This is a genomic window from Vreelandella profundi, from assembly GCF_019722725.1.
GTDB classification, from domain to species: Bacteria; Pseudomonadota; Gammaproteobacteria; order Pseudomonadales; family Halomonadaceae; genus Vreelandella; species Vreelandella profundi.
On sequence record NZ_CP077941.1, the window covers coordinates 358763 to 384553 of the forward strand.

Annotated in this window: 23 protein-coding genes and 1 tRNA gene; 17 read left to right on the plus strand and 7 right to left on the minus strand. The window is 56.1% G+C overall.

Annotation, left to right across the window (positions count from 1 at the left end; genetic code table 11):
• Positions 1 to 99: 99 nt before the first annotated feature.
• Positions 100 to 1044: a co-chaperone YbbN gene (locus KUO20_RS01710; RefSeq protein WP_235041197.1), complete on the minus strand. Its 945-nt coding sequence runs from the start codon at positions 1042 to 1044 to the stop codon at positions 100 to 102.
• Positions 1045 to 1237: 193 nt separating this feature from the next.
• Between KUO20_RS01710 and KUO20_RS01715 the strand changes: the two genes are divergently transcribed.
• Positions 1238 to 1720, plus strand: coding sequence for a lysozyme inhibitor LprI family protein (locus KUO20_RS01715; RefSeq protein WP_235041198.1), 483 nt, complete (start codon positions 1238 to 1240; stop codon positions 1718 to 1720).
• A 151-nt stretch (positions 1721 to 1871) separates the two neighbouring features.
• Here the strand turns inward: KUO20_RS01715 and KUO20_RS01720 are convergent.
• Positions 1872 to 1948 (minus strand) — tRNA-Met (locus KUO20_RS01720).
• Between the two features lie 270 nt (positions 1949 to 2218).
• On the opposite strand from KUO20_RS01720, the gene phbB reads away from it, so the two are divergent.
• On the plus strand, positions 2219 to 2965 hold the full coding sequence (gene phbB / locus KUO20_RS01725) for an acetoacetyl-CoA reductase (protein ID WP_235041199.1): 747 nt from the start codon (positions 2219 to 2221) through the stop codon (positions 2963 to 2965).
• Between the two features lie 112 nt (positions 2966 to 3077).
• Here the strand turns inward: phbB and KUO20_RS01730 are convergent, their stop codons facing one another.
• Positions 3078 to 5897 carry a DUF349 domain-containing protein gene (locus tag KUO20_RS01730; RefSeq protein WP_235041200.1) on the minus strand — a complete coding sequence of 940 codons (2820 nt, stop codon included), beginning with the start codon at positions 5895 to 5897 and terminating at the stop codon, positions 3078 to 3080.
• Positions 5898 to 6083: 186 nt separating this feature from the next.
• On the opposite strand from KUO20_RS01730, the gene minC reads away from it, so the two are divergent.
• From minC to sbcB, 4 genes are all read left to right on the plus strand, one after another.
• On the plus strand, positions 6084 to 6839 hold the full coding sequence (minC, locus tag KUO20_RS01735) for a septum site-determining protein MinC (protein WP_235041201.1): 756 nt from the start codon (positions 6084 to 6086) through the stop codon (positions 6837 to 6839).
• A gap of 154 nt (positions 6840 to 6993) precedes the next feature.
• Positions 6994 to 7812: a septum site-determining protein MinD gene (gene minD / locus KUO20_RS01740; RefSeq protein ID WP_235041202.1), complete on the plus strand. Its 819-nt coding sequence runs from the start codon at positions 6994 to 6996 to the stop codon at positions 7810 to 7812.
• Positions 7809 to 8060 (plus strand): cell division topological specificity factor MinE, encoded by a 252-nt coding sequence (gene minE, locus KUO20_RS01745; RefSeq protein WP_096276083.1) that lies wholly within the window; start codon positions 7809 to 7811, stop codon positions 8058 to 8060. The genes minD and minE overlap by 4 nt, the downstream gene beginning before the upstream one ends.
• Positions 8061 to 8154: 94 nt before the next feature.
• Positions 8155 to 9648, plus strand: coding sequence for an exodeoxyribonuclease I (gene sbcB, locus KUO20_RS01750; RefSeq protein WP_235041203.1), 1494 nt, complete (start codon positions 8155 to 8157; stop codon positions 9646 to 9648).
• Between the two features lie 42 nt (positions 9649 to 9690).
• On the opposite strand, the gene KUO20_RS01755 is transcribed toward sbcB, so the two are convergent.
• The gene (locus KUO20_RS01755) at positions 9691 to 12594 is read right to left on the minus strand and encodes an insulinase family protein (RefSeq protein ID WP_235041204.1); all 2904 of its coding nucleotides are present in this window, start codon (positions 12592 to 12594) and stop codon (positions 9691 to 9693) included.
• A complete protein-coding gene (locus KUO20_RS01760) occupies positions 12594 to 13280 on the minus strand; it encodes an SOS response-associated peptidase (RefSeq protein ID WP_235041205.1) in 687 nt (228 codons plus the stop codon). Before KUO20_RS01760 ends, KUO20_RS01755 begins: the two co-directional genes overlap by 1 nt.
• 191 nt (positions 13281 to 13471) lie before the next feature.
• On the opposite strand from KUO20_RS01760, the gene KUO20_RS01765 reads away from it, so the two are divergent.
• Positions 13472 to 14086 carry a TetR/AcrR family transcriptional regulator gene (locus tag KUO20_RS01765; protein ID WP_235041206.1) on the plus strand — a complete coding sequence of 205 codons (615 nt, stop codon included), beginning with the start codon at positions 13472 to 13474 and terminating at the stop codon, positions 14084 to 14086.
• Complete coding sequence (locus tag KUO20_RS01770; RefSeq protein WP_235041207.1) at positions 14083 to 14748, plus strand: 1-acyl-sn-glycerol-3-phosphate acyltransferase; 666 nt, start codon at positions 14083 to 14085, stop codon at positions 14746 to 14748. Before KUO20_RS01765 ends, KUO20_RS01770 begins: the two co-directional genes overlap by 4 nt.
• A gap of 35 nt (positions 14749 to 14783) precedes the next feature.
• Here KUO20_RS01770 and KUO20_RS01775 read toward each other — a convergent pair whose 3' ends face one another.
• Both KUO20_RS01775 and KUO20_RS01780 read right to left on the minus strand, forming a co-directional pair.
• Positions 14784 to 16058, minus strand: a complete 1275-nt coding sequence (locus KUO20_RS01775; RefSeq protein WP_235041208.1) for an HlyC/CorC family transporter — start codon at positions 16056 to 16058, stop codon at positions 14784 to 14786.
• 103 nt (positions 16059 to 16161) lie between these two features.
• The gene (locus KUO20_RS01780; protein WP_235041209.1) at positions 16162 to 16959 is read right to left on the minus strand and encodes a cytochrome C assembly family protein; all 798 of its coding nucleotides are present in this window, start codon (positions 16957 to 16959) and stop codon (positions 16162 to 16164) included.
• A gap of 259 nt (positions 16960 to 17218) precedes the next feature.
• Between KUO20_RS01780 and ffh the strand changes: the two genes are divergently transcribed.
• The 9 genes from ffh to thrC all read left to right on the plus strand — a co-directional run bounded on the left by ffh (position 17219) and on the right by thrC (position 25788).
• Entirely contained in the window at positions 17219 to 18646 is a 1428-nt protein-coding gene (ffh, locus tag KUO20_RS01785) for a signal recognition particle protein (RefSeq protein WP_235041210.1), read from the plus strand.
• A 247-nt stretch (positions 18647 to 18893) separates the two neighbouring features.
• Positions 18894 to 19142 carry a 30S ribosomal protein S16 gene (gene rpsP, locus KUO20_RS01790; RefSeq protein WP_007111767.1) on the plus strand — a complete coding sequence of 83 codons (249 nt, stop codon included), beginning with the start codon at positions 18894 to 18896 and terminating at the stop codon, positions 19140 to 19142.
• Positions 19143 to 19202: 60 nt separating this feature from the next.
• On the plus strand, positions 19203 to 19760 hold the full coding sequence (gene rimM, locus KUO20_RS01795; RefSeq protein ID WP_235041211.1) for a ribosome maturation factor RimM: 558 nt from the start codon (positions 19203 to 19205) through the stop codon (positions 19758 to 19760).
• Positions 19761 to 19858: 98 nt separating this feature from the next.
• Positions 19859 to 20635 carry a tRNA (guanosine(37)-N1)-methyltransferase TrmD gene (trmD, locus tag KUO20_RS01800; RefSeq protein ID WP_235042398.1) on the plus strand — a complete coding sequence of 259 codons (777 nt, stop codon included), beginning with the start codon at positions 19859 to 19861 and terminating at the stop codon, positions 20633 to 20635.
• A gap of 193 nt (positions 20636 to 20828) precedes the next feature.
• The gene (gene rplS / locus KUO20_RS01805) at positions 20829 to 21185 is read left to right on the plus strand and encodes a 50S ribosomal protein L19 (RefSeq protein WP_096276061.1); all 357 of its coding nucleotides are present in this window, start codon (positions 20829 to 20831) and stop codon (positions 21183 to 21185) included.
• A 150-nt stretch (positions 21186 to 21335) separates the two neighbouring features.
• A complete protein-coding gene (gene xerD / locus KUO20_RS01810) occupies positions 21336 to 22217 on the plus strand; it encodes a site-specific tyrosine recombinase XerD (protein WP_235041212.1) in 882 nt (293 codons plus the stop codon).
• Positions 22192 to 22995 (plus strand): DsbC family protein, encoded by an 804-nt coding sequence (locus tag KUO20_RS01815; protein WP_235041213.1) that lies wholly within the window; start codon positions 22192 to 22194, stop codon positions 22993 to 22995. The genes xerD and KUO20_RS01815 overlap by 26 nt, the downstream gene beginning before the upstream one ends.
• A gap of 81 nt (positions 22996 to 23076) precedes the next feature.
• Positions 23077 to 24393: a homoserine dehydrogenase gene (locus tag KUO20_RS01820; RefSeq protein ID WP_235041214.1), complete on the plus strand. Its 1317-nt coding sequence runs from the start codon at positions 23077 to 23079 to the stop codon at positions 24391 to 24393.
• 6 nt (positions 24394 to 24399) lie between these two features.
• On the plus strand, positions 24400 to 25788 hold the full coding sequence (thrC, locus tag KUO20_RS01825; protein WP_235041215.1) for a threonine synthase: 1389 nt from the start codon (positions 24400 to 24402) through the stop codon (positions 25786 to 25788).
• The last annotated feature ends 3 nt before the right edge of the window (positions 25789 to 25791 follow it).

Here is a 25791-nt window from a genome sequence, read left to right on the forward strand (position 1 = left end):
GGGCAGTCAGGGCGGCCTAACGCTGACACCACCGCTTCTCAGCTGGAAGCGGCGTTGTTAATCATGGGTGCCAGTGGTTAAGAAAGTTTTAAAAGTTGCTTAATAGAGCATTGCAAAGAGTTTGCGGCGGTAGGCAACGGTCAGTGGATGGTCAGCGCCTAGCGCATCGAATGCCTGAAGGAGCGTTTTGCGCGCCGCATCATCGTTGTAGGCACGGTCTTGTTTCATCAGCGTAAGCAGCGCCTGTAGACCTTCATCATAGTGACCATCCGCTATTTGGCGCAGCGCTCGTTGATACTGCGCTTCGCTATCGGTGCGATCAGCAAGCGCGGTGATCTCTTCAGCCGAGAGTGCCTGCTCGCTAAACTCGATGCTGGCACGTACTCCGCGCGCAGGCGCGGCATCGCGCTCTTCAGGCGGCAGGTTATCCAGCACGTTCCGCGCTTCGTCACAGCGGTTTTCGGCGACCAGCACGCGCGCAAACGCTATTTGATAAGCGTAGTGTTCGGGATATTGGCCGATAAGGGTTTGATAAATCTCGCGCGCGCCAGCGGTATCGCCAGCTTTTAGCGCTTCTTCCGCCTGATCTTCTGGGCTGGGCGGGGCTTCACCGGAAGCAGGGAAGTAGCGATTTAACCACTCACGCACTTCTTTTTCAGGCAGCGCGGTTTGGAAGCCATCCACTAAGCCGCCCTGGCTGATTAGCTTCACATCAGGCACCGAGCGGACGCCTAGCTGGCCAGCAATTTCCGGGTTGGCGTCAATGTCGAGCTTGGCAAGTAAAAAGGCGCCTGCGTATTCAACCGCTAGCCTTTCCAGCACCGCGAGTAGCGTGCTGCATGCCTCGTTGGCAGGCGAGTAGCAGCCCATTAGCACCGGAACCTGCTTTGATGCTTCTAGGATCTGCTGAATATTGCCTGCATTCAGCTCAATAATGACATCTTCGGGGCGTACGTTTGCTTGCTCAGCGCCCGGGGCTGTCGTTGCGGCATTGCCAGGATCGGCAGTAAGCGGCTTGCCCGAGCGGGGATCAATAATTTGCATGGCTAGACTCAACCTTAAAAAAAGAAAATAGCTACCCATGATATGCAGGCGCAGCGGGGAATATTCAACCGGAATATTGGCTGCCAGTGAATATAGGGATGCCTAATCATGCTATAACAATGGGAAAGCTGATACGGTGTTCGTATCTAAGATTAGTTACAAGTAAAAATGCCCCGTCATTGAAGGAGCGCTGATGATGTTAGTGAAACCGCCTAGGCTGCGCCTGTACCTTTTCATCATTGTCGCTTGGGCTTTATGCACAAGTACGTCTTATGCTCAGGATGAGCAGTCGTATCGTCAGAATATCGAAGAGTGTTTAGCGTCTACTGACACATTTGGAGAGAAGATCGATTGTATCGGCCAGCCGGCGCATGAGTGCATGGCTAATCGTAGCGATGGCGATACGGCCGAGGCGATGACCGAATGCTACGAGGGCGTACTGCAGTCTTGGGATGCTCGTTTGAGTGAGGCCTATAGTGCAATGCAGGCCGAACAGTCCACGGAGCTTTTGCGCACCCAGTTACTTGATGCGCACCGCACTTGGCTGTCTTTTCGCGATGGCATGTGTAAATTCATTTCGGTTCAAGACCCCACCATCGCCAATCTTTCTGAGATGCAGTGCGTCACGCAGTTGACGGGCGAACAGGCGCTGCGCTTAGAGTCTATGTTGGAGTAGTGCATGCTTGAGTGAATTAAGCTTAGCTGCCAAAGATTGATCGTTGAGAGGGATGTCATTCAACTTAGATAGGCATAGATAGATAGCGAGTTTTCTGGAACCCAGAAACCAAAAAACCAACACCCGTAAAGGTATTGGTTTCTTCTATATTTGGTAGCGGGGACCGGATTTGAACCGATGACCTTCGGGTTATGAGCCCGACGAGCTACCAGACTGCTCCACCCCGCATCAACTTGTGGCGTATTCTACAGGCTTTTTGCGTGAAGTCAACAGGTGTATTAACACGTTCGGCTTATAGCGGTTCGCTGTGTACTACTGCAACATGAAGGGCGTATCGCGATGCTTCAAATAGTCACAATAAAAAGCTTACGCTGGTGCTTTGCTTGACCAACGGACGCATTAGAGTAATACAAGCGCAGCCGCGCTTATTCACAATGGCTTGTGGCGCGATGCTATGCCGTTAGGTTCAAGTCATTTGTCATATCAGGGAGGTATTCAATGGCCAATCAAGCCCCCGTCGCCTGGGTAACTGGTGGAACTGGTGGTATCGGTACGGCAATTTGCCGTTCGTTGGCAGAGGCGGGTTATCTGGTCGTCGCGGGTTACCGCAACCCCGATAAGGCCAAAACCTGGCTAGAAACGCAGCATGCTGACGGTTATAACAATATCGAGCTATCCGGCGTCGACCTTTCCGATCACAACGCCTGCATAGAAGGCGCCCGCGCTATCTATGAAACATACGGTCCTGTTAGCGTGCTCGTGAACTGCGCGGGCATTACGCGTGATGGCACCATGAAGAAAATGTCTTATGAGCAGTGGTACGAAGTACTCGATACCAACCTCAACAGCGTTTTTAATACCTGCCGCAGCGTTATTGAGATGATGTTGGAGCATGGCTATGGGCGAATTATTAATATTTCATCCATCAATGGCCGCAAGGGGCAGTTTGGCCAGGTCAACTATGCAGCCGCCAAAGCCGGGATGCATGGTTTAACCATGTCGTTGGCGCAGGAAACGGCGACTAAGGGCATTACCGTCAATACCGTATCGCCTGGCTACATCGCCACCGATATGATTATGAATATTCCAGAAAAAGTGCGTGAAGCCATCCGGGAAACGATTCCGGTGAAGCGCTATGGTACGCCGGAAGAGATTGGCCGCCTGGTAGCCTTCTTAGCCGATAAGGAGTCGGGGTTTATTACCGGTGCTAACATTGATATCAATGGCGGTCAGTTTATGGGCTAGTGGCTCGCTATTGGCTGATAGCAGCATGCGTATTTTGTTATCTAAGCATGCAAACGGGAGGCTTCGCAGCCTCCCGTTATTGTTTTACTGATGCCGCTAAGCTAGGTTTTCGCTAAGGCAGCGGCACTCTTGCCAGCCGGCTAAGCAGGCTATCAAACTCTTCCACTTCAGCGGCCCATAGCGCGGCAGGCATCGGCCCTAGCGCCAATAGCGATGCCAAAATGTCGGTGACGTTCTGATCACGGCTACGTTCTTGATTAAAGCCTTCATTTAAGCGCTCTACCTGAATGGCAAGGCGTAAAGGCTCATCGCTTTGACGCACGCTGCCCAATGCCAGCATTGAAAGATGTACCCTCAATCGAGCGAGCGAATCAGTCATCTTGCTGAGCTCCGCATCCGCTAGCGGTGCTTTAACGCTGAGACGCTGCTCATTGCGGGCTTGATGAGCGGCAATGAATTCCGCGGGAAGCGCAGCGCTGAGTATCGTTTGAGCATCAACATCGTTGGCAACGGCCTCGCTAAGATAGCGCTGGTCGGCAGCTAAGTGAGCATTCACTAACGGCATGATGGCGTGCCACTGCTGGACCGTGTCGGCGACGGCAAGGCGATTCAAACGCTCTCGCCGAGCACGGACTATTCCGCTCATACGGCGCTGCATGCCTTCGCTGCGTCGATTATGGGGCAGCGGTTCTAGCTGGCCGGCCTGCTTGAGGAAGGTGTCTAGAGTGGTCGCCTCGCTGGCGTCAATAGGTTGCCAGCTATCCATTTCATCAATCAGCATTTGCATATCATCCAGCTGTTTCAGCTGGCGTGCGGCCTGCTCGTTTTTATGCGCATCGCGCTGAGCAAAGAGCTGATCGCACTCGTGCCGAAAGCTTTTCCAAAGCGCTTGCTCTTCGCCCTTGGGCGCGCGGCCTAGTGCACGCCACTGGTGCTGAAGCTGTTTCGTTAGATGGATACGCTGTGCCAGCGGCTGGCTGTCGTCGCTGCGAAGCGCTACAACTTGGCTAATCAGCGCCTGCTTTTGTGACGCGATGGTCTCGGCGCGCTGGTCTATCAGCGTTTGCAGGCGATGACGAATGATGCCAAAACGACGCCCAATGGCCTCAGAGCCTTCGCGCGAGACGGGACTGTAATGGCGCCATTGATGGCGTGCTTTATCGCGAATCTGTCGAAGTATATCGGGGTCGGCATCTTCTGCGGGCTGTGCCAGCAGGCTTTCAAGCTGAGCGCAAAGGGCCTCACGGGCGTTCAGGTTGGCCTCGCGCTCTTCGCTCAATTGATCGCGCCACGGGGCTAGACGTTCATGAATGCTGTCTGACGCGGTGCGAAAGCGAGCTGACTGCTCGCGATTAGCCGCCGCGTCACCCAGGGATTTCCACTCTTTGACCAGCTGGCGATGGTGGCGGTCGAGCGCTTCTTCAGCCATGTGCAGGTCGCTGGCCAGTGCTTCAATGCTGGCGCATAGTTGCTCGCGTTTTGGTCCGGCGACAAATCCACGCCAATCGCGAAGCTCTGCAAGTCGGGCGGCGAGATGCTTTAAGCGTACTTTGAGCGGCTGAGCAGCGGCGCTTTCTAATGCTTCTATGCTGGGTTTAAGCCGCTGATGAAACCGGCTGGCGCTCTTAAAGGCTCCGCGCTCTAGCAACTGCTCAAATGTATCCAGCTCTGCCGCAAGGGTCTCTACTGTGGCCGTATCTTCAGTGGTCGGCTCTGCCGGGGCAGCATTTTCAGTGCTGAGAGCCGCCTGGGCGCGGCCCAGTAAGCTTGGCGGCGAAAATCTATCGGGCCACTGGCACTGAGCAACCAGCATTGCCAAATCCGAGTGATCGCCATTGGCCAGGGCAATTTCGATAGCAGGGCTGGTAGCGCTCCAGCGTTGCCATGCTTCTAAGCACTGGTCGTAGTGTTGAATAGCTATCGCATGGCGTTGGCGGAGGGCGTCGCTAGGCGGATGCATATCGGACAGCGTTTGCCAGCGTTGGCCTAAAAGCTGACGCTGTGCGCGCAGGCTGTCGATATCTTGGACGGTGATGGCGGTGGCATGGCGCAGGCCGTCAAGAGTCTCTTCAATGCCTTCAAGCAGCTGCTCGCGGGTGTTTTCGGCTTCTTCGCGGCGCTCGGCACTTTGCTGACGCGCCTGCTCTTGGGTTTCGTGGTCGTGCAGCGTCTTGCGGCCGTGGAGCAGGGCTTGATGAAAGCGTTGGTCCTGCTCAACGCTTGCGGGTTGAGTAAGTAGCTCCCACTGGCGTTGGAGGTGACGGAAACGGCCGCCGTAAAGAGGCTCCCAGGGCGCACGAGCATGCTGCTCAAGCTGACTAAGCAGCGTTTCTCGCTGCTGCTGTTCGGCTTCCAGCCACTGAGCGTCGCTGCGCAAGCGGTTGAGTCGCTCACGCGCTAAGCGAACCACTTGGCGATCACGGCGGGCTTCTTTCAGTAGCCGCTTCAGCCCTTCTTCGTCTTCAATGCGCTCGGCGGCCTGATGGCGCACGGCCGCCACGCCGTTATGGCATGCCTGATGAATTAAGTCGTTGTCATCAGTGAGCTTATCCAGTGCGCTCAAGCGCAGGCTGAGATTATCGCCTTGTAAGGCAACCGTGCTCAGAACTCGCGGTTCGTTGATCTGCTCAACGAGTGCTTGGCGCTGATGCAGATCGGTATGGCCCTCACGCCCACTTACCCGTTGGCAGACTGCAGTGAACCAGGCGTCTTCTTGCAAGTGCTGTGGATGCGCGTTGACGAGGCCCGCGCAGTCATCAAGGGCGAGCAGCGCGGCAAGTTGAATGTGGCTATCGCTATCTTGAGCGAGCGACTGTAGCGCTTGGCGCTGTTCGTTATGCTGTGGGTCGAGTCGCTGGAGAGCCTGGCGGCGAACCTCGGGGTCCGGGTGTTGCCACCGAGGGGCGAACAGGCGTCTTAACAGTCCGTGCATGGATCATCCTGCTGTATGAGGTGTATAGCGCTAAAAAAATCAGTCTTCTACGACAAGGCGGTTGCAGTCATCGGCGCTGTCGCTTAGCTTGGTCTTACTATGATCTGGTAAGCGACTATTTTCTACATCACAATGCGTGATAGTGCGCTACCTTTATCTAATCTAAACATGACATGGAGTTCGGCCATGAGCCTTAACGTGGATAGTGCCGCAGTGGCCTTTACCTTCAAAGGCGGCATGCTGCCGATGACCGTCATGGAGCTAAGCAGCGCCGACCCGGAACGTATCCGTCTGCAGTTGGCCGGCAAGCTATCGCAGGCTCCCGCATTCTTTCAGCATACACCGGTTGTGCTCAGCGTGGAAAAGCTGAATGAACCCCACTTAGCCCTTGAACGTATTTGCGCCGTGTGCCGGGATCACAAGCTTTTGCCTGTGGCCGTGCGTGGCGGAACCGAGCCCGTGCGCCAGTCGGCCTGGGCACTTGGACTGGGCTGGTTTCCCCCGATTGAAGAAGGCCGTGCACGTACGCTTGAAAGTGTCGATAGAACGCCAGTGCATGAAGTCACCGCTGAAGACGCGGCAAGCGAAAATGAGCAGCCAGATGCGCCTGCGCTGGGTACACGTCTTTTCCGTGGCACCGTTCGCTCGGGGCAGCAGGTCAGCGCTGCTGAGGGCGATCTGGTGGTGATTGGTGCCGTCAATGCCGGGGCGGAAGTGCTGGCCGCAGGCAGTATTCATGTATATGGCGCGCTGCGCGGTCGTGCTTTAGCGGGCATTCACGGCAATATGCAGGCGGGTATTTACTGTCGTGAGCTTGAAGCAGAGCTGCTGTCCGTGGCGGGTAATTACAAGCGCATGGAAGATATTGATTCACAGCTGCTGGGGCGGCCAGCAGAAGTTCACTTTACAAAAGAACAGCTTGAAATTAAGCCACTCGGTTAATGTGGTGTGACCGCGAGCTGGCGCTTTACGCCTAGCGACGCCGAAGACACTATCCGTTACAGTGTGGCAAGTTGATAACATTGACGTTCCCGTTATGCGTAGGGCGCCTGATTACTTGCGCTCACGAAAAATGACTTCAAGAAGGAAGTGACCTTTGGCCAAAATAATTGTAGTGACCTCTGGTAAAGGAGGGGTTGGTAAAACTACCAGTGCAGCAGCAATAGCCACAGGGCTTGCGCTGCGCGGTAAAAAAACCGTCGTCATCGATTTCGATGTGGGTCTGCGTAATCTGGACCTTATCATGGGCTGCGAACGCCGCGTGGTGTATGACTTAGTCAACGTCATTCAAGGCGAAGCAGGGCTGAATCAGGCGCTGATTCGCGATAAGCGCGTTGAAAATTTGTTTATTTTGCCGGCCTCACAAACCCGCGACAAAGATGCGTTAACCCAGGAAGGCGTTGCCGAAATTCTTGAGAAGCTGAAAGAAGATTTCGATTTCATTCTGTGTGATTCCCCCGCGGGTATTGAGCGCGGCGCGCAGCTGGCTATGTATTTTGCCGATGAAGCGGTTGTAGTGACTAACCCTGAAGTCTCGTCAGTGCGCGACTCAGACCGCATCTTAGGGCTGCTGGCCTCTAAAACGCGCCGCGCTGAGCAGGGTGAAGAACCTATTAAAGAGCACCTGTTGGTGACGCGCTACAATCCTGAACGAGTTACCTCTGGTGACATGCTGACACTGGACGATATTCGCGAAATTCTAGCGATTAATTTGCTGGGCTTAATTCCCGAGTCGGAAGCCGTGCTGCGCGCATCTAACCAGGGCGTGCCTGTCACGCACGATATCTCTAGCGATGCAGGGCAAGCTTACAGCGATACGGTATCGCGTTTGCTCGGTGAAGACATACCGCTGCGCTTTCATGAGGTGCAGCGCAAAAGTCTGCTGAGCCGCATGTTCGGGGGAGGTCGTCGATGAAATTACTGGAATTTTTAAAGCGTGAGCGCAGGAAATCCGCTTCGGTGGCAAAAGAGCGTTTGCAAATCATTGTCGCGCATCAGCGTGGCCAGCGCGGCCAGCCGGATTATATGCCGCTGCTTGAGCGCGAGCTGCTGGAAGTGATTCGTCGTTACGTTAAGGTAGACGACGACGCCATTCAGATTTCGTTGGACAGTGAAGACAACTGCTCCGTGTTGGAGCTGAACGTCACTTTGCCTAAGGGCTGAGGCCAGGCGCTGAGTCAAAGCGCTGAAGACGCGGCGAAAGGGGTGGCGGGTGTGCTAGGCTTGGGCTTTTCATTGCCCAGCGGAGTGTTTATTCATGGCGCCACCCAATGCTGCCCATGCCAGTTTTCTCTGGCATGACTATGAAACCTTCGGGGCTGACCCGCGACGCGACCGACCGGCTCAGTTCGCGGCGCTACGTACGGATGCCGAGTTAAATGAAATCGGTGAGCCGATAGAGCTTTACTGCAAGCCGGCCGATGACTATTTACCCCATCCCGCCGCCTGTTTGATCACCGGTATTACCCCCCAAAAAGCCCAGCGTCATGGTCTCCCTGAGGCTGCGTTTGCAGGCGAAATTCAGCGTCATATGAGCGAGCCTGGCACCTGCGTGGTGGGTTACAACAGCCTGCGGTTTGACGATGAAATTTCGCGGCATCTATTTTATCGCAACCTGCTTGATCCCTATTCTCGCGAGTGGCAAAACGGCAATTCCCGCTGGGATTTAATCGATATTGTGCGCGCTTTTTATGCCCTGCGCCCGGCCGGTATTGAGTGGCCGCTGCGCGAAGACGGCGCGCCTAGCTTTAAACTTGAGCACCTAACCGCGGCCAACGGCATTGCCCATGAGGGCGCCCATGACGCGGTGGCCGACGTGCGGGCGACGATTGCGCTGGCTCGTTTGCTTAGGGCGCGTAATGCAAAGCTGTTTGACTATCTGCTTGGTCTGCGCGGTAAGCGTGCGGTTGCCCACCAGCTTGACTTAGCTAACGCCAAGCCGCTGCTGCACATCTCGCGCCGCTATCCAGCAAGCCGCGGCTGTAGCGCATTGGTGATGCCGCTGGCCGAGCACCCCTCCAATCCGAACGGCGTGATTGTCTACGATTTAAGCGTTGATCCTGATGATTTGCTCAGCATGTCAGCACAACAGATTCGTGAGCGCGTGTTTGTTAGCCAGCAGGATTTGGCTGAAGGTGACGCGCGGATTCCCCTGAAAGTCATTCATATCAATCGCTGCCCGGTGGTTTTTCCTGCCAGCGCTTTAAAAGACGTTGAGGGGCCGCAGCAGGGCGAGTACGGCACCATCGTCACGCGCTTAGGACTCGATGTAGCCGCCTGCCGGCAGCACTGGAAAACACTGCGCGATGCCAGCGGCATAGCAGAAAAGGTCGCAGAGGTGTTTAGTGCAGGCTACGACGACGGCTCGCAGGATCCTGATCTGATGCTTTATTCGGGCAGCTTTTTCTCCGCCGCAGACCGTCAGCAGATGGAGCGTGCGCGCACAATGGAGCCCTGGGATCTAGTGGGCGAGCGCTTTGCGTTTCAAGATGCGCGCTTGGAAGAGATGCTGTTTCGCTTTCGAGCGCGCAGCTATCCAGACACGTTGGAAGGCGACGAGCGGGAGCAGTGGGAGGCGTTTCGCTGGATGCGCATCAATGACCCTGCTTTATCCGGCTTTACGCTGAAGGCGTTTGCGCGCGAAATTGCCCAATACAATCAGCAAACGCTCAGCGATCGTGAAAGGCAAATTCTAGAAGAGCTGGTGATGTTTGTAGAGGCTATGATGCCGGCTCAGGCGTTTGACGCCTGAGCCGGTGGTCGTTGATCCTCGCTAGCGCTTGAAGGTTAAGCGCTAAGGATTGCTCTGCTCATTGTGCCGCTTAGGCAGTGCTGAAAGCGCTGCTCTATAGGCTTCGATGTGGTTGCTGGGTTCATCGCCGGGATTAAAGCGTACGTCCAGAGTGTGCGCGCGCAGCGATGGCCAAAGCGCCTTTATATCGTCAAGGCTAACGTTCAGCACCAGGTCGGCTAACTGGTCGCGTCGATCAAAGCGTACGTCTTCCAATGCCGTTGCCTGCCAGTAGCGGTTGGCCATTCCTGAGAGGCTGGTATCTCGCTGGCGCAGCTGGGTGTTAATCGCCTGGCGGTGGGGGGCTAATTCTTCGTCGCTTAGCTGGTCAAGGCGCTGGCCAGCCTCTTCAAGAAAAGCATCCATACGCTCAGCGATGGTGTCGCTGTCAGTACCGGGAGATTGCACCATCATGGCGATACCCGGCGCATTGAGCAGGGGTGAATAGCCGGCGTTGACGATGTAGCCAAGCTGCTGTTCGGTGCGCAGCTGCTGGTAGAACGGCGTTTCCAACCACTGGGCGATAACCATCGTGGCTGCCTGTTCTTCTGGCGTTTGGTCACGGCCTTGTAAATAGCGCAGTACCAGCGACTCATCCCGCGAGCTGTCAGGATGCAGCACGTGAGGCTCGTCACTGACGGCCAGCGGCGTTAACGGGGCAATGTCGTCACGGGTCAGGCGAGGCTTTAGCCGGTCACGTATTAGCTGTGCCTGTTCTCGAGCTAGCGCTGCGTCGGTGTTGCCCACCGCCATTGCGTCGACATAAAGATCGCTTAAAAAGCGCTCGCGGAAATCTTCCAGGTGGTGACGATCAAAGCGCTGGCTGGCGGTGAGGAGCTGGGCGTTAGACCATTGCGGCGTTAGCAGCGCTTCGCCCAAGGTGCTGCTGGCTTGGCCGTAAAGAGACCCTTGAGGAGCGTTGCGCAACTCGCGCTGTAGCTGATAGCGCACGCGTTCGAAGGCGCTGTCGCTGATGTGAGCGTTCTCCAACTGGTCTAGCGCTTGCTCAATGAACGGCGTTTGACCATCCCGCCAGCCGGAGAAAGACAGCGTCATGCCGCGTGCGTGCGGGTAGGCGCTAAACGCCTGGCCCGCTAACCATGCAGGATAAAGCGATTCGTTTAGACTGTCGTTGAGCCAGCCGGCAAGCAGCTGGGTGAGAACGGCTTCTTCGGCCGAGTAGCTGGTGGTGGGGTTTTGTAGGCTGACTCGCCATTCAACGCTGGGCGTGTTGAAGCGCGCATCCTGCATGTGCCAAGCGCTGAACGAGGGCGTTTCTACGAGCGCACTAGGCTTTTCGTCTTGGCCTTCTAGCAGCGTCAAATCGCTGGCAATAAAGGGGTTGGGGTCGGGGAGGGCTAAGCCGCTAAGTGCTTGGCCCGCTGTGTCAGGTTCCTGCTCTTTCCACTGCGTATTGAACCACGGCGATACGGTCTCGCTTTCAATGTCCGGTGCGGAATAAAAGCGCAGCATGTTATCCGGCGTGAGCGCATCTAGATAAACCTGCTGACGCTCTGCATCCAGGCCGTCCATGCGATAAGCCGCATACTGCACGTCCTCGACGGGATACCGCGATAGGCTCATGGAAAGCTGAGTGGCCTCCTGCTGAGGGGCGCCGTGCTGCTGAAAGCGAAAGCCCTGCTCGTTCAGGCTTTTCTGTTCATCGTAGCGCCAAGCGTTAAGGCCGTCGTTGCGCAGCTGCTCAACCGCTGCAAACAGCGTGGCCTGAATATCATCCAAGCGCTCAGCGCCTGCTGGCGTCAGGCTGATGGAAACGGTGAACAGCGCCTCGTTACCGTCACCGCGGCCAACGCCGGCGGAAAGCCCATCGGCAAGCCCTGCATCTCTTAAGACGGCTAGTAGGCTGCCGTCACCCTCGTCGCCGAGCAGATGTGAGATCAACTGCGCCGGTTTGGTGCGGTAGTCGCCGGTTGGGTCAGGGACGGGAAAGTAAAAGCGTAGCTGGCGACGGTCTTGCAGCGACTGGCGCTCAATATAGCGGGGCAGGGTGTCTGCATCCACGAGCGGCGCATCAATGGTGGGCACGCTTAAGTCGTTGTCGGGAATGTCGGCGAAACGTTCGGCCACCCATTCTTCTAGCGTGTCCAGCGGCTGAGGCGCGACAATCGCGAGATTCATGACGTTGGCGTCGTAGTGCTGATGATAAAAGTCCATCACCCGTTCACGCAGCGTTGCTTCACCTTCAGGGGGGCTGGCGAGCGTTTCACGGCTTCCCACGGCGAAACCTGTCGTCGCATTATCAGAGTCGAGCAACTGATTAAGCACATCGTTTTCGCGCCGGGACTCATCGCGAATGCGCGCCATATACTCCGAGTGAACGATATTGCGCTCGCTGGCTAAATGATCTGCATTAAACAGCGGTGAAAGGAAGAATTCGCTAAAGCGGTCCAGTGCACCGGGTAGCGCCGATGGCTCAATGTCAAAGAAGTAGTTGGTGTCTTGCTGTGCGGTGAAGGCATTATGAGAGCCCGCGTTATCCGAAATGTAGCGCTGATAGCCGTCCGATTCTGGATAGGGTTCGGTGCCTAAAAACAGCATGTGCTCAAGGAAGTGGGCTAATCCCTTAAGGTCGTCAGGGTCTTGAGCGCTGCCCACGCGAACATTCATCGATGCGGCCGCTTTGTCTGCTTCTGGGTCGCTGACGATAAGCACGTTGAGGCCATTCTCAAGCGTTAAAACTCGATAGTCGCGGCTGTCATAAGGGCTAATGATCGGGGTGACAGTGTCTTTAACCGCGTCTTGAATCGCCTCTTTAGTCGCTTCAGTCGCCGTGGTGTCACTGTCATCGGCTAGCGCGAAAGGCGCTATGCCAAGGCTCACAAAAAAACTAAACAGCGCGCGCTGAGGCAGGGCGCGCCAGGGTATTAAACTAGAAAATCGCAACATTACAGCTCCTGAGGCACAGCCCAGCGCAGCATCGACCCGGTGGGATGGGCACAGGCCGGTGACTGATAGGCGGGATTATTGACATATTTAGATACCGGAAAAGCGCCTAACAGTTCCAATGGAGCCGGCGTTAGCAGTGAATTAAGCGTTTGTGAGTCGGTATCCGGGTTCAGCCATGCGGATAGCGCATGGCTTGGAATGACCACCGGCAAGCGGTCGGTCAGCGGCGATAAAAGAACATTGGCGGGCACGGTGATGAGCGCGGCCGAGTCGCTAAACGCCGTTAGCGTGGTGTGGTAGCGGCACCATAGCGCACCTAGCAGCAGCGGCGCCCGTGATACCTGGGTAGCCAAATAGGGCTGCTTGCTGCGCGGCTGATTTTTCCATAGATAGAAGCCGCTGACCGGGATGACGCAGCGGCGTGCGTTAAACGCATCGCGAAACATCGCCCGAGATTCAAGCGTTTCGGCTCGCGCGCAGTGAGGCGCGTGGTCTAGCACCTCGAGCCAGGGGGGCGTTAGTCCCCAGAAAAGCGACGATAGCCGATACTGGCCCTGCTCCGCACGAATCGCGGAGATGGGCTGTCGAGGCGCAAGGTTGGGTGATTCAATTAACGGCTCAGACGTGTCGAGCGTCGGCAATAAACGGGTCAGCGGTAAGTTTTGCACATGCAGTCGCCCCGTCATACCTATCTCCTTTAGCAAAATCGTCGTGGAAGTGTACCTGGATAGCGGGAGACTTCGCGTAATAAACCACGAAAGGGTGTGTTTTAGTGTCGAAAACAGTGTTCGATATAAGGTATCCTATATTACCCGCTGTTCCGACTAAAGTGCAGCGAGGCTTCCTTCTTGTTTGTTGTTGACCTTAAGAGATCGCCATGGCCCGTCCTAGACAGCATGCGCCCGATGCCCTCCATTCGCAGGTGATGAACGCTTGTGATGAGTGGTTGGCTGAGCAGCCAGTCCATGGTCTTTCACTGCGTGCTTTAGCGAGAAACGTCGGCTGTGCTCCCAGCACGCTGCTCAAGCTATATGGCAGCTTTAATAACTTATTGCAGCACGTGAATGTTGAATCGCTGGCCCGCTTACAGCACACCATTACTAGCCTTGCCGATGACGATCCGGAGCCATGGCTGCGCGCGTTGGCGCATTCCTACTGGCGGTTCGCTGAGCAGGATTGCTATCGCTGGCAGCTGCTTTTTGATTATCCGTTGGCGCAAGAGGGTGAGCTTGATCAGCGTCAAAGTGATTTGATTGAGGCGCTATTTACGCAGGTAGAAGCGTCGCTTAAATCTTATCAGCCTGCGCTGGATGATCTTGAAGCACGCCGGTTAGGGCGCACCCTGTGGGGCAGCGTGCACGGCCTTGTGCAGCTGGGCCTGAATGAGCGGTTGGGCTATTGGCAGGGCCAGCAGTTGAAAGTTGATGAGCTGTTGGATCAGCTGATGAGCACCATCTTGGCGGGTTTGCGCCATCGTGAGGCATCGTCGTGACGGGGTGGGTCAATGCGGCTCGTCAAGTGTTGCGCTGGCTTATCTTTGTCTCAATGCGGCTTTGTTATCGGCTGCAGGTGCACGGGCGTCAGCATATTCCCCGTCATGGAGCCGCGCTGGTGGTGTGTAACCACGTAAGCTTTATGGATGCCCTGGTGCTCGGTGGCGCCAGCCCTCGCCCGCTACGCTTTGTGATGGACCAGCCGATTTTTGATTCCCCGTGGCTCAAGTGGTGGTTTCAGCTAGTGGGGGCTATCCCTATCGAGTCTGAACGGCGCAGCCCAGGCGCTATACGACGGGCGTTGGATGATGTCAGCGAGGCGCTGCGTCAAGGCCAGATCGTCATGGTATTCCCCGAGGGGCGATTAACCCCCGATGGCGAAATTCACGCCTTCCGGCGTGGCTTAGAGACTATTTTGGCGCGGGACGACGTGCCGGTCATTCCCGCCGGGTTGGCAGGTCTTTGGGGGTCGTGGACCTCCCACCATGGTGGCAAGGCGCTTAAGAAATGCCCCAAACGTTTTCGTGCCCCGGTCAGCTTGCAATTTGGGCCAGCACTAAACCGTTTGGATGCTGACGACATGGCGCTAAGACGGTTTCTTGAAGCCCGCGTGAGAGCGCTAAAGGCCGCGGCCGATCAGGATCTTGCCAACCGCCGCTGACGGCGGCTCTGCTAACGAGCTAGCTTAGCCTTAGCCTAGCGGCGTGGCAGGCGTACGTTCTGCCAGCAGCGTGCTGAGGTGATGAGGTTTTCACGAATCTCTAAGATTTCCATACGCATATTGCCGATCTGTAGGCATGCCGGGCCTTCCGGAAATGCCTCAAGATGCTCAAGAATCAACCCGTTCAGCGTTTTGGGCCCATCGGTAGGCAGCTGCCAGCCGAGCATTTTGTTAATCTCCCGGATATTGGCGGTGCCTTCGATCACATGGCTGCCGTCGTCCTGCTGATGAATCTCTTCATCTTCGGACACGTCGGTGGTGAACTCGCCCACGATCTCTTCCAAAATATCTTCCAGCGTGACGAGACCGTCCACGTCACCATACTCATCGACGACGATGCCGATGCGCCGCTTCTGCTTTTGAAAGTTGAGCAGCTGCGTATGTAGCGGCGTTGATTCGGGAATAAAGTAGGGCTCGCGGGCTTCCTGAACGATAGACGCTTTGGTGACTTCGTCACGGGAGAGAAAGCGTGCCGCGTTGCGAAGGTGCAGCATGCCAATGATGTTGTTGATGTCACCCTTATACACGGGCAGTCGCGTGTGCTGGCTGGTGCGAATCTGAGTCAAGATATCTTCTAACGAATCATCCAGGTCGATACCCAGAACTTCATGGCGCGGCACCATAATATCGTTCACCGTGACGTTCTCCAGGTCGAGAATGGAGAGCAGCATCGCGCGATGGCGGTAAGGAATCAGCGTGCCTGCTTCATGAACGACGGTGCGCAGCTCGTCGCGTGTCAGGCTGTCGCCGCCGCTATCAACGCTTTTAACGCCAATGAGCCTGAGCAAGCCATTCGACATCACGTTGACCAGCCATACCAGCGGATAAAGCAGCTTTAGCAGCGGCTCTAGCGCGTAAGATGTGGGGTAAGCAATGCGTTCTGGCTTAATCGCAGCGTAGGTTTTGGGCGTGACTTCCGCAAAGATCAAAATGGTAATGGTCAACAGCGCGGTAGAAATGGCAGGCCCTGATACGTCGCCAAAAAAGTGAATGGCGATAATCGTGGCAATCGATGCGGCTAAGTTATTAACAAAGTTGTTGCCGATCAGAATAACGCCAATCAGGCGGTCTGGGCGGGTGAGCAGGCGCATGACCCGTTTGGCTCTGCGATCACCGCTGTTAGCCTGATGGCTCAGACGGTAGCGGTTGATCGACATCATGCCGGTTTCAGAGCTGGAAAAAAAAGCAGAAAGCACTATCAGTAAGGCTAGCAGGCCGAACAGTAACCCCAGGGGGAAGTCGTCGCTCAAGTCGAAAGGTCCTTTGTGGCGTATTAGGCTCGTTTTTAGAAGGTAGCGAGTAGTGTGTCAAGACAACCAAAGGCGCGTGTGCGCCTCGTTATCCATTAATCCGTTATCGATTGAGTACAATCTCAAGTACAAATTTGCTGCCAAAGTAAGCCAGTACCAGCAAGCCGTAGCCGCCTAGCGTCCAGCGCACGGCACGCATGCCGCGCCAGCCAAAGCGATAGCGCCCGATCAATAGCGTAGTGAAGATTATCCAGGCCAGTAGTGACAGCACCGTTTTATGCGCTAAGTGCTGGGCAAAGAAATTATCGAGAAAAATGAGGCCGCTAGCGATGGAAAGCGTCAGCAGGATAATGCCGGCCCACACCAGTTCGAACAGTACCCGCTCCATGGTCGTAAGCGGCGGCAATGACTGCACAATGCCACGTATATGATGATGGCGAAGCGCTTGATTCTGCAGGCCGACCAGTACCGCCTGGGCCGCGGCAATCGCCAGTACGGCAAACGCAAGTGCCGAGCTTGTTGCATGCAGCAAAATGCCGGGCGTAAGGCCGGTATGGCCACCTTGATTCGGTAGCCAAGTGGCTGCCAGCAGCGTAATGCCTGCCAGCGGGAACAGTGCAATGCCTGCATTTAGCACCGGTTTAAACAGGCTGGCTACGAGCAGTACATTTACCGCTACGGCCATCAGTAGCGTAGCGCTCGTGGAAAAGCCGGGCAGTAGACCAGGAGATTGCCCTACGAGTTTGACCACCACAGGGATGTGCAGTAACAGGCCCAGTACGGCGACTAGGCGCACCATGCCTTGGCGCGGCGGCACGCGCCGGAACAACGTCATGCCCTGCCAAATGGCAGCGGCGACATAGAGAATAAATGCCATGGTGGCGAAAGGGAGCGCCTGCATTGATGCTATCCGTGCGCCTTGCAGCGCGTTGCTTTAAAAAATTAAATGACGTTAGGAACGGTTGCGGCCAAAACATACTCCGCTACTATAACGAATCCAAGCCACATCGCACAGCCGTGCACGCGTATACGAAAATAGCGTGCCGGCGTTCATGATCGTCAATGCGCCCCATGGAGACTCAAGGCGTGAACGCGTATAATCGCGACACATCAGTCCAGGGCGTGCGCGCCGACGGCAGTGACGGAGGCAGAGAGGCCCCATGTTCCAGAATCTTAGTGAGCGTCTTTCCCAGACGCTAAAGTCGATCAAAGGCCAGGCTCGCCTGACCGACGACAATATTAAAGACACCCTACGCGAAGTGCGTCGCGCACTGCTTGAGGCCGACGTAGCGTTGCCGGTCATCAAGGAATTTATTGAACGCGTGCGCGAGCGGGCAGTTGGGCAGGAAGTGTCCAAAAGCCTGTCGCCCGGCCAGCAGTTCGTCAAGATCGTTCAGCAAGAGCTGGAAGCGATCATGGGCGAGGCGAACGACGGCTTCGTGCTTAAAGGCTCCCCCGCGGTTGTCTTAATGGCGGGCCTACAGGGGGCGGGTAAAACCACCTCTGTGGCTAAGCTGGCTCGCTATCTGCGTGAGCGCGAGAAGAAGAAAGTGCTGGTCGTGTCTGCTGACGTCTATCGTCCGGCGGCCATTGACCAGCTGGAAACGTTGGCGAAAGAGGTCGAGGTAGACTTCTTCCCCTCACGCTCCGACCAAAAACCGGTCGCGATTGCCGAAGCGGCGATCAAGCACGCTAAGATCCAGTTTCACGACGTAGTGCTGATTGATACCGCCGGCCGCCTGGCAATTGATGAAGCGATGATGGCGGAAATCCAGGCGCTGCATAAAGCAGTCTCGCCTCAGGAAACGCTGTTTGTGGTCGATGCCATGACCGGTCAGGATGCCGCCAATACGGCTAAGGCATTCAGCGAGGCGCTGCCGCTGACCGGGGTGATCCTGACCAAGGCTGACGGTGATGCTCGCGGTGGCGCGGCGCTTTCAGTGCGCCACATTACCGGCAAACCGATCAAGTTTATGGGTGTCGGTGAGAAAGTCGACGCCCTGGAGCCATTCCATCCCGATCGCGTAGCCTCGCGCATCCTCGGTATGGGCGACATGCTGTCGCTGATCGAGGAAGCCGAACGCACCGTCGATAAATCCAAAGCTGAGCAGTTGGCCAAAAAGGTCAAGAAAGGCGATGGCTTTGATCTGGAAGATTTTCGCGACCAGCTCCAGCAGCTTAAAAAGATGGGCGGCATGGGTGGCCTGCTAGGCAAGCTGCCCGGTATGGGGCAAATGGCGGAGATGGCACAAGGCCCAGGCCCTGAGAAAGAGATGGGCAAGCTTGAAGCGCTGATTAACTCCATGACGCCTAAAGAGCGCCGTAAGCCCGACCTGATCAACGGGTCGCGCAAGCGCCGTATTGCCGCCGGTGCCGGCCTGCAAGTGCCGGATCTTAATCGCCTGCTCAAGCAGCATAAGCAGATGCAGAAAATGATGAAAAAAGCCGGCCAGAAGGGCGGCATGCAGAAAATGATGCGCGGCATGTCAGGCATGATGGGCGGCGGTGGCCCGGGCGGGCCAGGTGGAATGGGTGGCCCCGGCGGTATGGGCGGTATGGGCGGTCCCGGTGGATTGCCGCGGCGCTAAAGTAGGCATCTGCTCGCTGGGTAAGGTTGACGGCCTTTGAGTTTTCTGGCTGTCAGGCTTTCCAAGCAGAGCGCATTTGCGTAGAATGCGGCCTCTTCATGCGCGGGTGTTGCGTAAAAGCGCGTAAAGCGTGGCAGCAGCGCCTCTCAATGAAGGCCTTTATATAGCATGTAGCACGACGAGTGTTCCGATAGCGCTAAGCGCTAGCAACACACTCTCGTAACCTCAACCGAAGGATAGTTATCGTATGGTTACCATTCGTTTGGCCCGTGGTGGCGCCAAGAAGCGTCCCTTTTACCACCTGACCGTTACTGACTCTCGTAACGCCCGCGACGGTCGTTTCATCGAGCGTATCGGCTTTTTCAACCCGGTAGCCCGTGGTCAGGAAGAGCGTCTGCGCGTTGACCTAGACCGCGTTGTTCACTGGCAGAGCCAAGGCGCCCAGCTTTCTGGTCGTGTTGCTGAGCTGGTTAAAGAAGCACGCAAACAGGCCTAAGCCTGCTTTGTGAGATTTGCTGTGTGAAGCTAGTTGAGTGCTAGGTAGCTGAGGTCGTCAATGACGCGTTCTGAACTGAATCAAGAGCTAAGCCAAACTGACGACACGCATGTGGTGCTAGGCAAGCTGACTAGCCCTTATGGGGTGAAAGGTTGGCTCAAGGTGTATTCCTACACTAGCCCGATGGACAGCATTCTCGAATACCCAGAATGGTGGGTGCGCCAAGGCGAAACGCTTAAGCGCATAAGCATTGTTCAGGGACGTCGGCAGGGTAAAGGCGTTGTGGTGCAACTGCAGGGCGTTGATGACCGTGATGCGGCTGAAGCATTAGCCCAAACGGATATTCTGATGCCTAAAGAAGCGCTGCCTGAGCTTTCTGGCGACGAATACTATTGGCATGAGCTTGAAGGCATGGCGGTCTTCACTCAGGCCGGCGAACGGCTAGGGCGGGTAAGCTACCTGTTTGAAACCGGCGCCAACGATGTCATGGTGGTTCGCGGTGATCAGGATGCGATCGATCTGCGTGAGCGGCTGCTGCCGTTTTTACCAGACGATGTCATTGTCAAAATCAGTCCCGACGAGGGCCGTATGGTCGTCAATTGGGATCCCGAATTTTGAGTAAGCTGAAAGAGCTGAGTGAGCTGAGTAAGCTAAACAATGATATGACGTCCGACTCAATTGAGCCGGTCACTGGTGAAAACTCAGTAACGCCTGCTATGTGGATTGGTGTGGTGTCTTTGTTTCCCGAGATGTTTGACGCGCTAACGCAGCAGGGCGTGGTCGGCAGAGCGGTAGATAAACAGCGTATCGCACTGGAATTTTGGAATCCGCGGGATTATGCCACTGACCGCCACCGCAGCGTTGATGACCGCCCCTATGGCGGTGGTCCTGGGATGTTGATGAAAGTCGATACCCTGCGCGCAGCGATTTTTGCAGCCCGCGAGCGGGCACAGCAAGCCACCGGCCAAGTGCCAACGGTGATCTATCTCTCGCCTCAGGGGCGTAAGCTAGATCAACAGGGCGTTCAAGCACTGGCTTGTGCTGGGCCTTTAGTGGTCGTAGCCGGGCGCTATGAAGGCATTGACGAGCGCGTGGTAGAAAGTGACATCGATGAAGAATGGTCGATTGGTGACTATGTGCTGAGCGGCGGTGAGCTGCCAGCGATGGTGCTGATTGACGCGGCGGCAAGGCTGATTCCCGGCGTGCTGGGCCATCAGGATTCCGCTGTCGAAGACTCGTTTAATGACGGTCTGTTAGACTGCCCGCACTACACCCGTCCAGAGCTTATTGACGGGCGCCAGGTTCCCGATGTGCTGTTAAGCGGTAATCATGCAGCCATCAAGCGCTGGCGGTTAAAGCAGTCGCTAGGCCGGACATGGCAGCGTCGTCCGGATATGTTAGAAGGGCGGCCGTTAGATGCCGAGCAGCGCAAGCTGCTGAATGAGTTTGTCGAGGAACACGCACTGTCCACTTTGTCAGCCAAGACTGATTAATCTTAGTTAACACGATTAATAATAGTTAGAACAAAGTAGGCCAGGGCGGCGGTGCAGGGCGAATAAGGCTGCAAGCCTGCGTACCTGCGTCACCCATAACGACTCCCGCGCAGCTTGTTTCGAGCGCCGGGATCACGGCTTCCGCCTCCCATGATTGAGCGGTCAAGCCATTACGTTATTCAGGAGTATGATGATGAGCAGTAAATGCAAAGTGATCCAGGCGATCGAATCTGAGCAAATGGGCAAAGAAATTCCTCCCTTTGCCCCCGGCGACACTATTGTCGTTCAGGTAAAAGTAAAAGAAGGCACTCGCGAGCGTCTTCAGGCGTTTGAAGGTGTGGTCATCGGTAAGCGTAACCGTGGCCTGAACTCCGCATTCACCGTGCGTAAAATTTCTCACGGTGTTGGCGTTGAGCGTACTTTCCAGACCTACAGCCCGCTGGTTGACTCACTTGAAGTCAAACGTCGCGGCGACGTGCGTCAAGCCAAACTGTACTACCTGCGCGAGCGCAGCGGTCGTTCAGCACGTATCAAGGAAAAGTTGGCTTAATCGCCACTGTTCCACAGGCGCTCGCTGTTTTCGGATATGCGTAGCGCCTGGATACCAAGACCCCGTCACCGCTTTGCGGGGCGGGGTTTTGTTTATAGGGCAGGTGCTTTAGCGTAGCTACGCTTAAAAGCGCCAGGAGATGGCTAACGTATGAGCGTTATTGATGCTTTTTTAGATGCTCTATGGCTAGAGCAAGGGGCTAGCGACCATACCTTAGCGGCCTATCGACGTGATTTAACCGCGTGGCAAAATCACTTGGACACTCACGGCGAAGCGCTGTTGGCACCGCCGCCTGAGCGGCTTAGAGAATGGCTTGCTAGCCGCCGTGAGCAAGGCTACCAGTTGCGCAGCACCGCCCGGCTACTGTCGACCTTGCGCAGCTTTTACCGCTGGGGCCGCCTGAATAATCAGGTGGCGAGCGATCCCCTGACGGATATTAAGCTGCCGCGTGTGATACCCGGCTTGCCCAACACGCTGGATGAGGACGAGGTAGAGCGGCTGCTGATGGCACCCGATACGGATACGCCGCTAGGGGTGCGCGATCGCGCCATGCTAGAGCTGCTTTACGCCTGTGGCCTGCGAGTGTCTGAACTGGTAGGGCTCACCGGTGACGCGGTCAATCTTCGCCAAGGGGTGGTGCGGGTACGCGGTAAGGGCGATAAAGACCGTCTGGTGCCCATGGGCGAAGAAGCCGCCGATTGGATCGCGCACTACATGCAGACCGCTAGGCTTGCGTTAATGAGTGACCCAACGCGCCCGGCGCTGTTTCCAGGGCGCGCCGATAAAGCCATGACTCGGCAAACGTTTTGGCACCGTATTAAAGTTCATGCGATAACGGCTGGGATAACCCGGCCGCTGTCACCGCATACGTTACGTCACGCATTTGCGACCCATTTATTGAATCATGGGGCCAATTTGAGAGTCGTACAGCTGCTGCTGGGTCATAGCGACTTGTCGACGACCCAAATTTATACCCATGTAGCCCAAGCGCGCTTGGAAAGCCTGCATGCAGAACATCACCCAAGAGGTTGAATTGATGATGCGTCAACGCCGTTTTTTAACACTGCCTTTACTGTCCCCTTTCTCAATGATGACGCTGCTGGTAGCGGGCAGCCTATTGCCCGCGGCTGCCCAAGCCGATGACGTGGCCGACCGTTTAGCCGGGTCACTGAGCGTTAATGGCCAGTCGATGCCTGTCGAAGCGGTTACCGAAACGCCCATGGATGGCATCTATCATGTGCGGCTGGAAAGCGGCGAATCCTTCTACTCGAACGCCGATGGTAGCTACTTTGTGCTTGGCGACCTGTATGAAAATGCGCCCAGCGGGCTGATTAACTTAACGGAACAGGCGCAAAACCAAGAGCGCGCCGATGCGTTAGCAGCCGTGCCGGAAAGCGAGCGGGTCATCTTCCGCGGTGCCGCAGAGCCTAAGGCGACCATCGTGGTGTTCACTGACCCGACCTGCCCTTACTGCGCGCGTTTGCACGACACCATTCCAGAGCTTAACGAGCGCGGTATCGCGGTTCACTACATGGCCTTTCCTCGCGCCGGTATGAATAGCGCCGCCGCCGCCACCCTGCAACAGGTGTGGTGTTCGGATAATCGCAGCGAGGCGATGACCCAGGCCAAAGAAGGTCAGAGCATCGCTGGCTCGGCAAGCTGCGACAATCCCGTCGCCGGGCAGTATGAGCTGGGGAAAGCTCTGGGCGTGCAGGGTACGCCCGCCATTATTTTACCTAATGGGCAGCTAGTGCCTGGATTTGTGCCCCCCGAGCGGCTCACCGCCATGTTAGGCTTAGACGACGAATAACGTCACCGACAGCAACGAATGCTGAGACTCCAAATTTAAGACCCGGCACTGACGGGTGCGAACTATGAAAGGGGAAGTATTTTGAAACCGGTAAGAGTAGGTATTTGTGGTTTAGGAACTGTCGGTGGCGGCACCTTTAACGTATTGACCCGCAATGCCGACGATATTGCGCGTCGTGCTGGCCGTCCTATTGTGATTGAACAGGTCGCTCACCGCAGCATTCACCCTGACTGCGATATTACCGGCATCAATGCCACCTCTGACGTGTTTGAAGTTGCCAAAAATCCTAATGTGGATGTCCTGGTGGAGCTGATTGGCGGCTACGATATGGCCCGCGAACTCGTGCTGACCGCCATTGCTAATGGCAAGCACGTGGTTACGGCCAATAAAGCGCTGATTGCCGTGCACGGTAATGAGATTTTCAAAGCCGCCCATGAAAAGGGCGTGATCGTGGCATTTGAAGCCGCTGTTGCCGGCGGCATTCCGGTGATTAAATCGCTGCGCGAAGGCTTAGGTGCCAACCGCATCGAATGGGTAGCCGGCATTATCAACGGCACCGGCAACTATATTCTTACCCATATGCGCGATGAGCGCCGTGCCTTTGAGGATGTGCTCGCTGAAGCACAAGCGTTGGGCTACGCCGAATCCGATCCCACCTTTGATGTGGAAGGCATCGACGCTGCGCACAAGCTGACGATTCTGGCTTCGATTGCTTACGGTGTGCCGCTCCAGTTTGAAAAAGCCTTCACCGAAGGTATTTCACGCATTACGGCAGAAGACATCGAACAAGCCGACAACCTGGGCTATGTGATCAAGCACCTGGGTATTTCCAAGCGCACCGACCATGGGCTAGAGCTGCGTGTTCATCCCACGCTGATTCCTAAAGAGCGCCTGCTGGCCAATGTGCACGGCGTTAAAAATGCCATTGCGATTATGGGCGATGCGGTTGGCCCAACGCTTTATTACGGAGCGGGCGCTGGCGCTGAACCGACTGCGTCTGCCGTAGTCGCCGATTTGCTGGACGTCGCTCGGGATATCTCCACCGATCACCACTACCGCGTGCCATATCTCGCGTTCAGCGGCATTGATGAAGATGTTACCCAGCTGCCCATCATGCCGATGGAAGATATCATTACGGCCTACTACCTGCGTCTGCTGGCGGTCGATCGTCCCGGCGTATTGGCGCGCGTGGCGACCATTCTGGCCGAGCAGGGCATCTCAATTGAGGCGCTGATTCAAAAAGAAGCCACCGAAGGCGAGCTGGTGCCGATCATTCTGCTGACGCATCGCACCAAAGAGAAACAGATGAACGAAGCCATTCGTGAAATTGAGTCGATGGCCGATATTGCTGGGCCGGTAACACGCATTCGCGTGGAAAGCCTGGACGAAGGGGAGTAAGCCAAGATGCGCTATATCAGCACGCGTGGGCAGGCGCCCGCGCTGTCTTTTGAAGAAGTCGTGCTCACCGGTATGGCCAGCGATGGCGGTCTGTATGTGCCAGAAACGCTGCCTGAGTTTTCCCGTGAAGAGCTTGCCGATATGGCCGGGCTCTCCTATGCCGAGATCGCTTTTCGGGTGATGAAGCCGTTTGTGAACGGTGAGATCGACGACGAGACGTTCCGCAACATCGTTACCGAAGCCTACGCAACGTTTAATCACGATGCGGTGGTGCCACTCAAGCAGCTTGATGCCAATCACTTTCTGCTTGAGCAGTTTCATGGCCCGACGCTCGCGTTTAAAGACGTAGCGCTGCAGCTATTGGGCCGCCTGCTGGATCACTTCCTGCAAAAACGCGGCGAGCGCGCGGTGATCATGGGAGCGACGTCTGGTGATACCGGCTCAGCGGCGATTGAAGGCTGCCGCCACTGTGACAACCTGGATATCTTTATTCTGCATCCGCACAACCGCGTGTCGGAAGTGCAGCGTCGTCAAATGACCTCGGTGCTGGCCAACAACGTCTTCAATATTGCCATTGAGGGCAATTTCGATGATGCCCAGGCGATGGTAAAAGCGAGCTTCGCCGATCAAACCTTCTTGAACGGGACCCGCTTAGTCGCGGTGAACTCAATCAACTGGGCGCGCATCATGGCGCAGATCGTTTACTACATCGCCTCGGGCGTTGCGCTAGGCGCGCCGCATCGCGAGGTGAGTTTCTGCGTACCGTCGGCTAACTTTGGCAACGTATTTGCAGGCTACATGGCCTACAAAATGGGGCTGCCGGTGAAGCAGTTCATCATTGCCACCAATGCCAACGATATTTTGCATCGCACCTTAGCGGCCAACGACTTCTCCAAAAAAGAGCTGGCGGCGACGCTAGCGCCTTCTATGGACATCGTGGTGTCGTCTAACTTTGAACGCCTGCTGTTTGACGCCTATGACCGCGATGGGCTAGCCGTGGCGGCGCTGCTTGAGCGTTTCCAGCAGGAGCCTACCGCTTTAGCGGATGCGCCGCTGGCCAAGCTGCGCGAGATGTTTGCAAGCTACAGCGTGGACGATACAACCATTCTGGAAGCGATTCGCGACGCCCATAAGCGTACGGGCGAAATGCTTGATCCGCATACCGCCACCGGCTATTGGGCCGCTGAGCGTGCCCGCGCGGACCAATCAACGCCGATGATTACGCTGGCGACTGCACACCCGGCCAAATTTGCCGAAGCCGTGGTGAAAGCGGGCTTCCTCGGCGTTCCGCTGCCGCCGCACATGGACGATTTGCTGGAGCGTGAAGAGCGTTACACCGTGCTGCCCGCCGAGCTTGCCGCCGTGCAGCAGTATGTCGCGGAACATCGCCGTTGAATC

What these genes read in the sequence shown, in the direction of transcription:
- KUO20_RS01760 (WP_235041205.1), bottom strand. Translation starts at nt 13,280, where the DNA reads ATGACGGGGCGACTGCATGTGCAAAACTTACCGCTGACCCGTTTATTG.
- KUO20_RS01710 (WP_235041197.1), bottom strand. Translation starts at nt 1,044, where the DNA reads ATGCAAATTATTGATCCCCGCTCGGGCAAGCCGCTTACTGCCGATCCT.
- KUO20_RS01730 (WP_235041200.1), bottom strand. Translation starts at nt 5,897, where the DNA reads ATGCACGGACTGTTAAGACGCCTGTTCGCCCCTCGGTGGCAACACCCG.
- KUO20_RS01755 (WP_235041204.1), bottom strand. Translation starts at nt 12,594, where the DNA reads ATGTTGCGATTTTCTAGTTTAATACCCTGGCGCGCCCTGCCTCAGCGC.
- sbcB (WP_235041203.1), top strand. Translation starts at nt 8,155, where the DNA reads ATGGCGCCACCCAATGCTGCCCATGCCAGTTTTCTCTGGCATGACTAT.
- rimM (WP_235041211.1), top strand. Translation starts at nt 19,203, where the DNA reads ATGACGCGTTCTGAACTGAATCAAGAGCTAAGCCAAACTGACGACACG.
- rpsP (WP_007111767.1), top strand. Translation starts at nt 18,894, where the DNA reads ATGGTTACCATTCGTTTGGCCCGTGGTGGCGCCAAGAAGCGTCCCTTT.
- KUO20_RS01780 (WP_235041209.1), bottom strand. Translation starts at nt 16,959, where the DNA reads ATGCAGGCGCTCCCTTTCGCCACCATGGCATTTATTCTCTATGTCGCC.
- KUO20_RS01765 (WP_235041206.1), top strand. Translation starts at nt 13,472, where the DNA reads ATGGCCCGTCCTAGACAGCATGCGCCCGATGCCCTCCATTCGCAGGTG.
- KUO20_RS01715 (WP_235041198.1), top strand. Translation starts at nt 1,238, where the DNA reads ATGATGTTAGTGAAACCGCCTAGGCTGCGCCTGTACCTTTTCATCATT.
- KUO20_RS01815 (WP_235041213.1), top strand. Translation starts at nt 22,192, where the DNA reads ATGCAGAACATCACCCAAGAGGTTGAATTGATGATGCGTCAACGCCGT.
- thrC (WP_235041215.1), top strand. Translation starts at nt 24,400, where the DNA reads ATGCGCTATATCAGCACGCGTGGGCAGGCGCCCGCGCTGTCTTTTGAA.
- ffh (WP_235041210.1), top strand. Translation starts at nt 17,219, where the DNA reads ATGTTCCAGAATCTTAGTGAGCGTCTTTCCCAGACGCTAAAGTCGATC.
- trmD (WP_235042398.1), top strand. Translation starts at nt 19,859, where the DNA reads ATGTGGATTGGTGTGGTGTCTTTGTTTCCCGAGATGTTTGACGCGCTA.
- phbB (WP_235041199.1), top strand. Translation starts at nt 2,219, where the DNA reads ATGGCCAATCAAGCCCCCGTCGCCTGGGTAACTGGTGGAACTGGTGGT.
- xerD (WP_235041212.1), top strand. Translation starts at nt 21,336, where the DNA reads ATGAGCGTTATTGATGCTTTTTTAGATGCTCTATGGCTAGAGCAAGGG.
- rplS (WP_096276061.1), top strand. Translation starts at nt 20,829, where the DNA reads ATGAGCAGTAAATGCAAAGTGATCCAGGCGATCGAATCTGAGCAAATG.
- minE (WP_096276083.1), top strand. Translation starts at nt 7,809, where the DNA reads ATGAAATTACTGGAATTTTTAAAGCGTGAGCGCAGGAAATCCGCTTCG.
- minC (WP_235041201.1), top strand. Translation starts at nt 6,084, where the DNA reads ATGAGCCTTAACGTGGATAGTGCCGCAGTGGCCTTTACCTTCAAAGGC.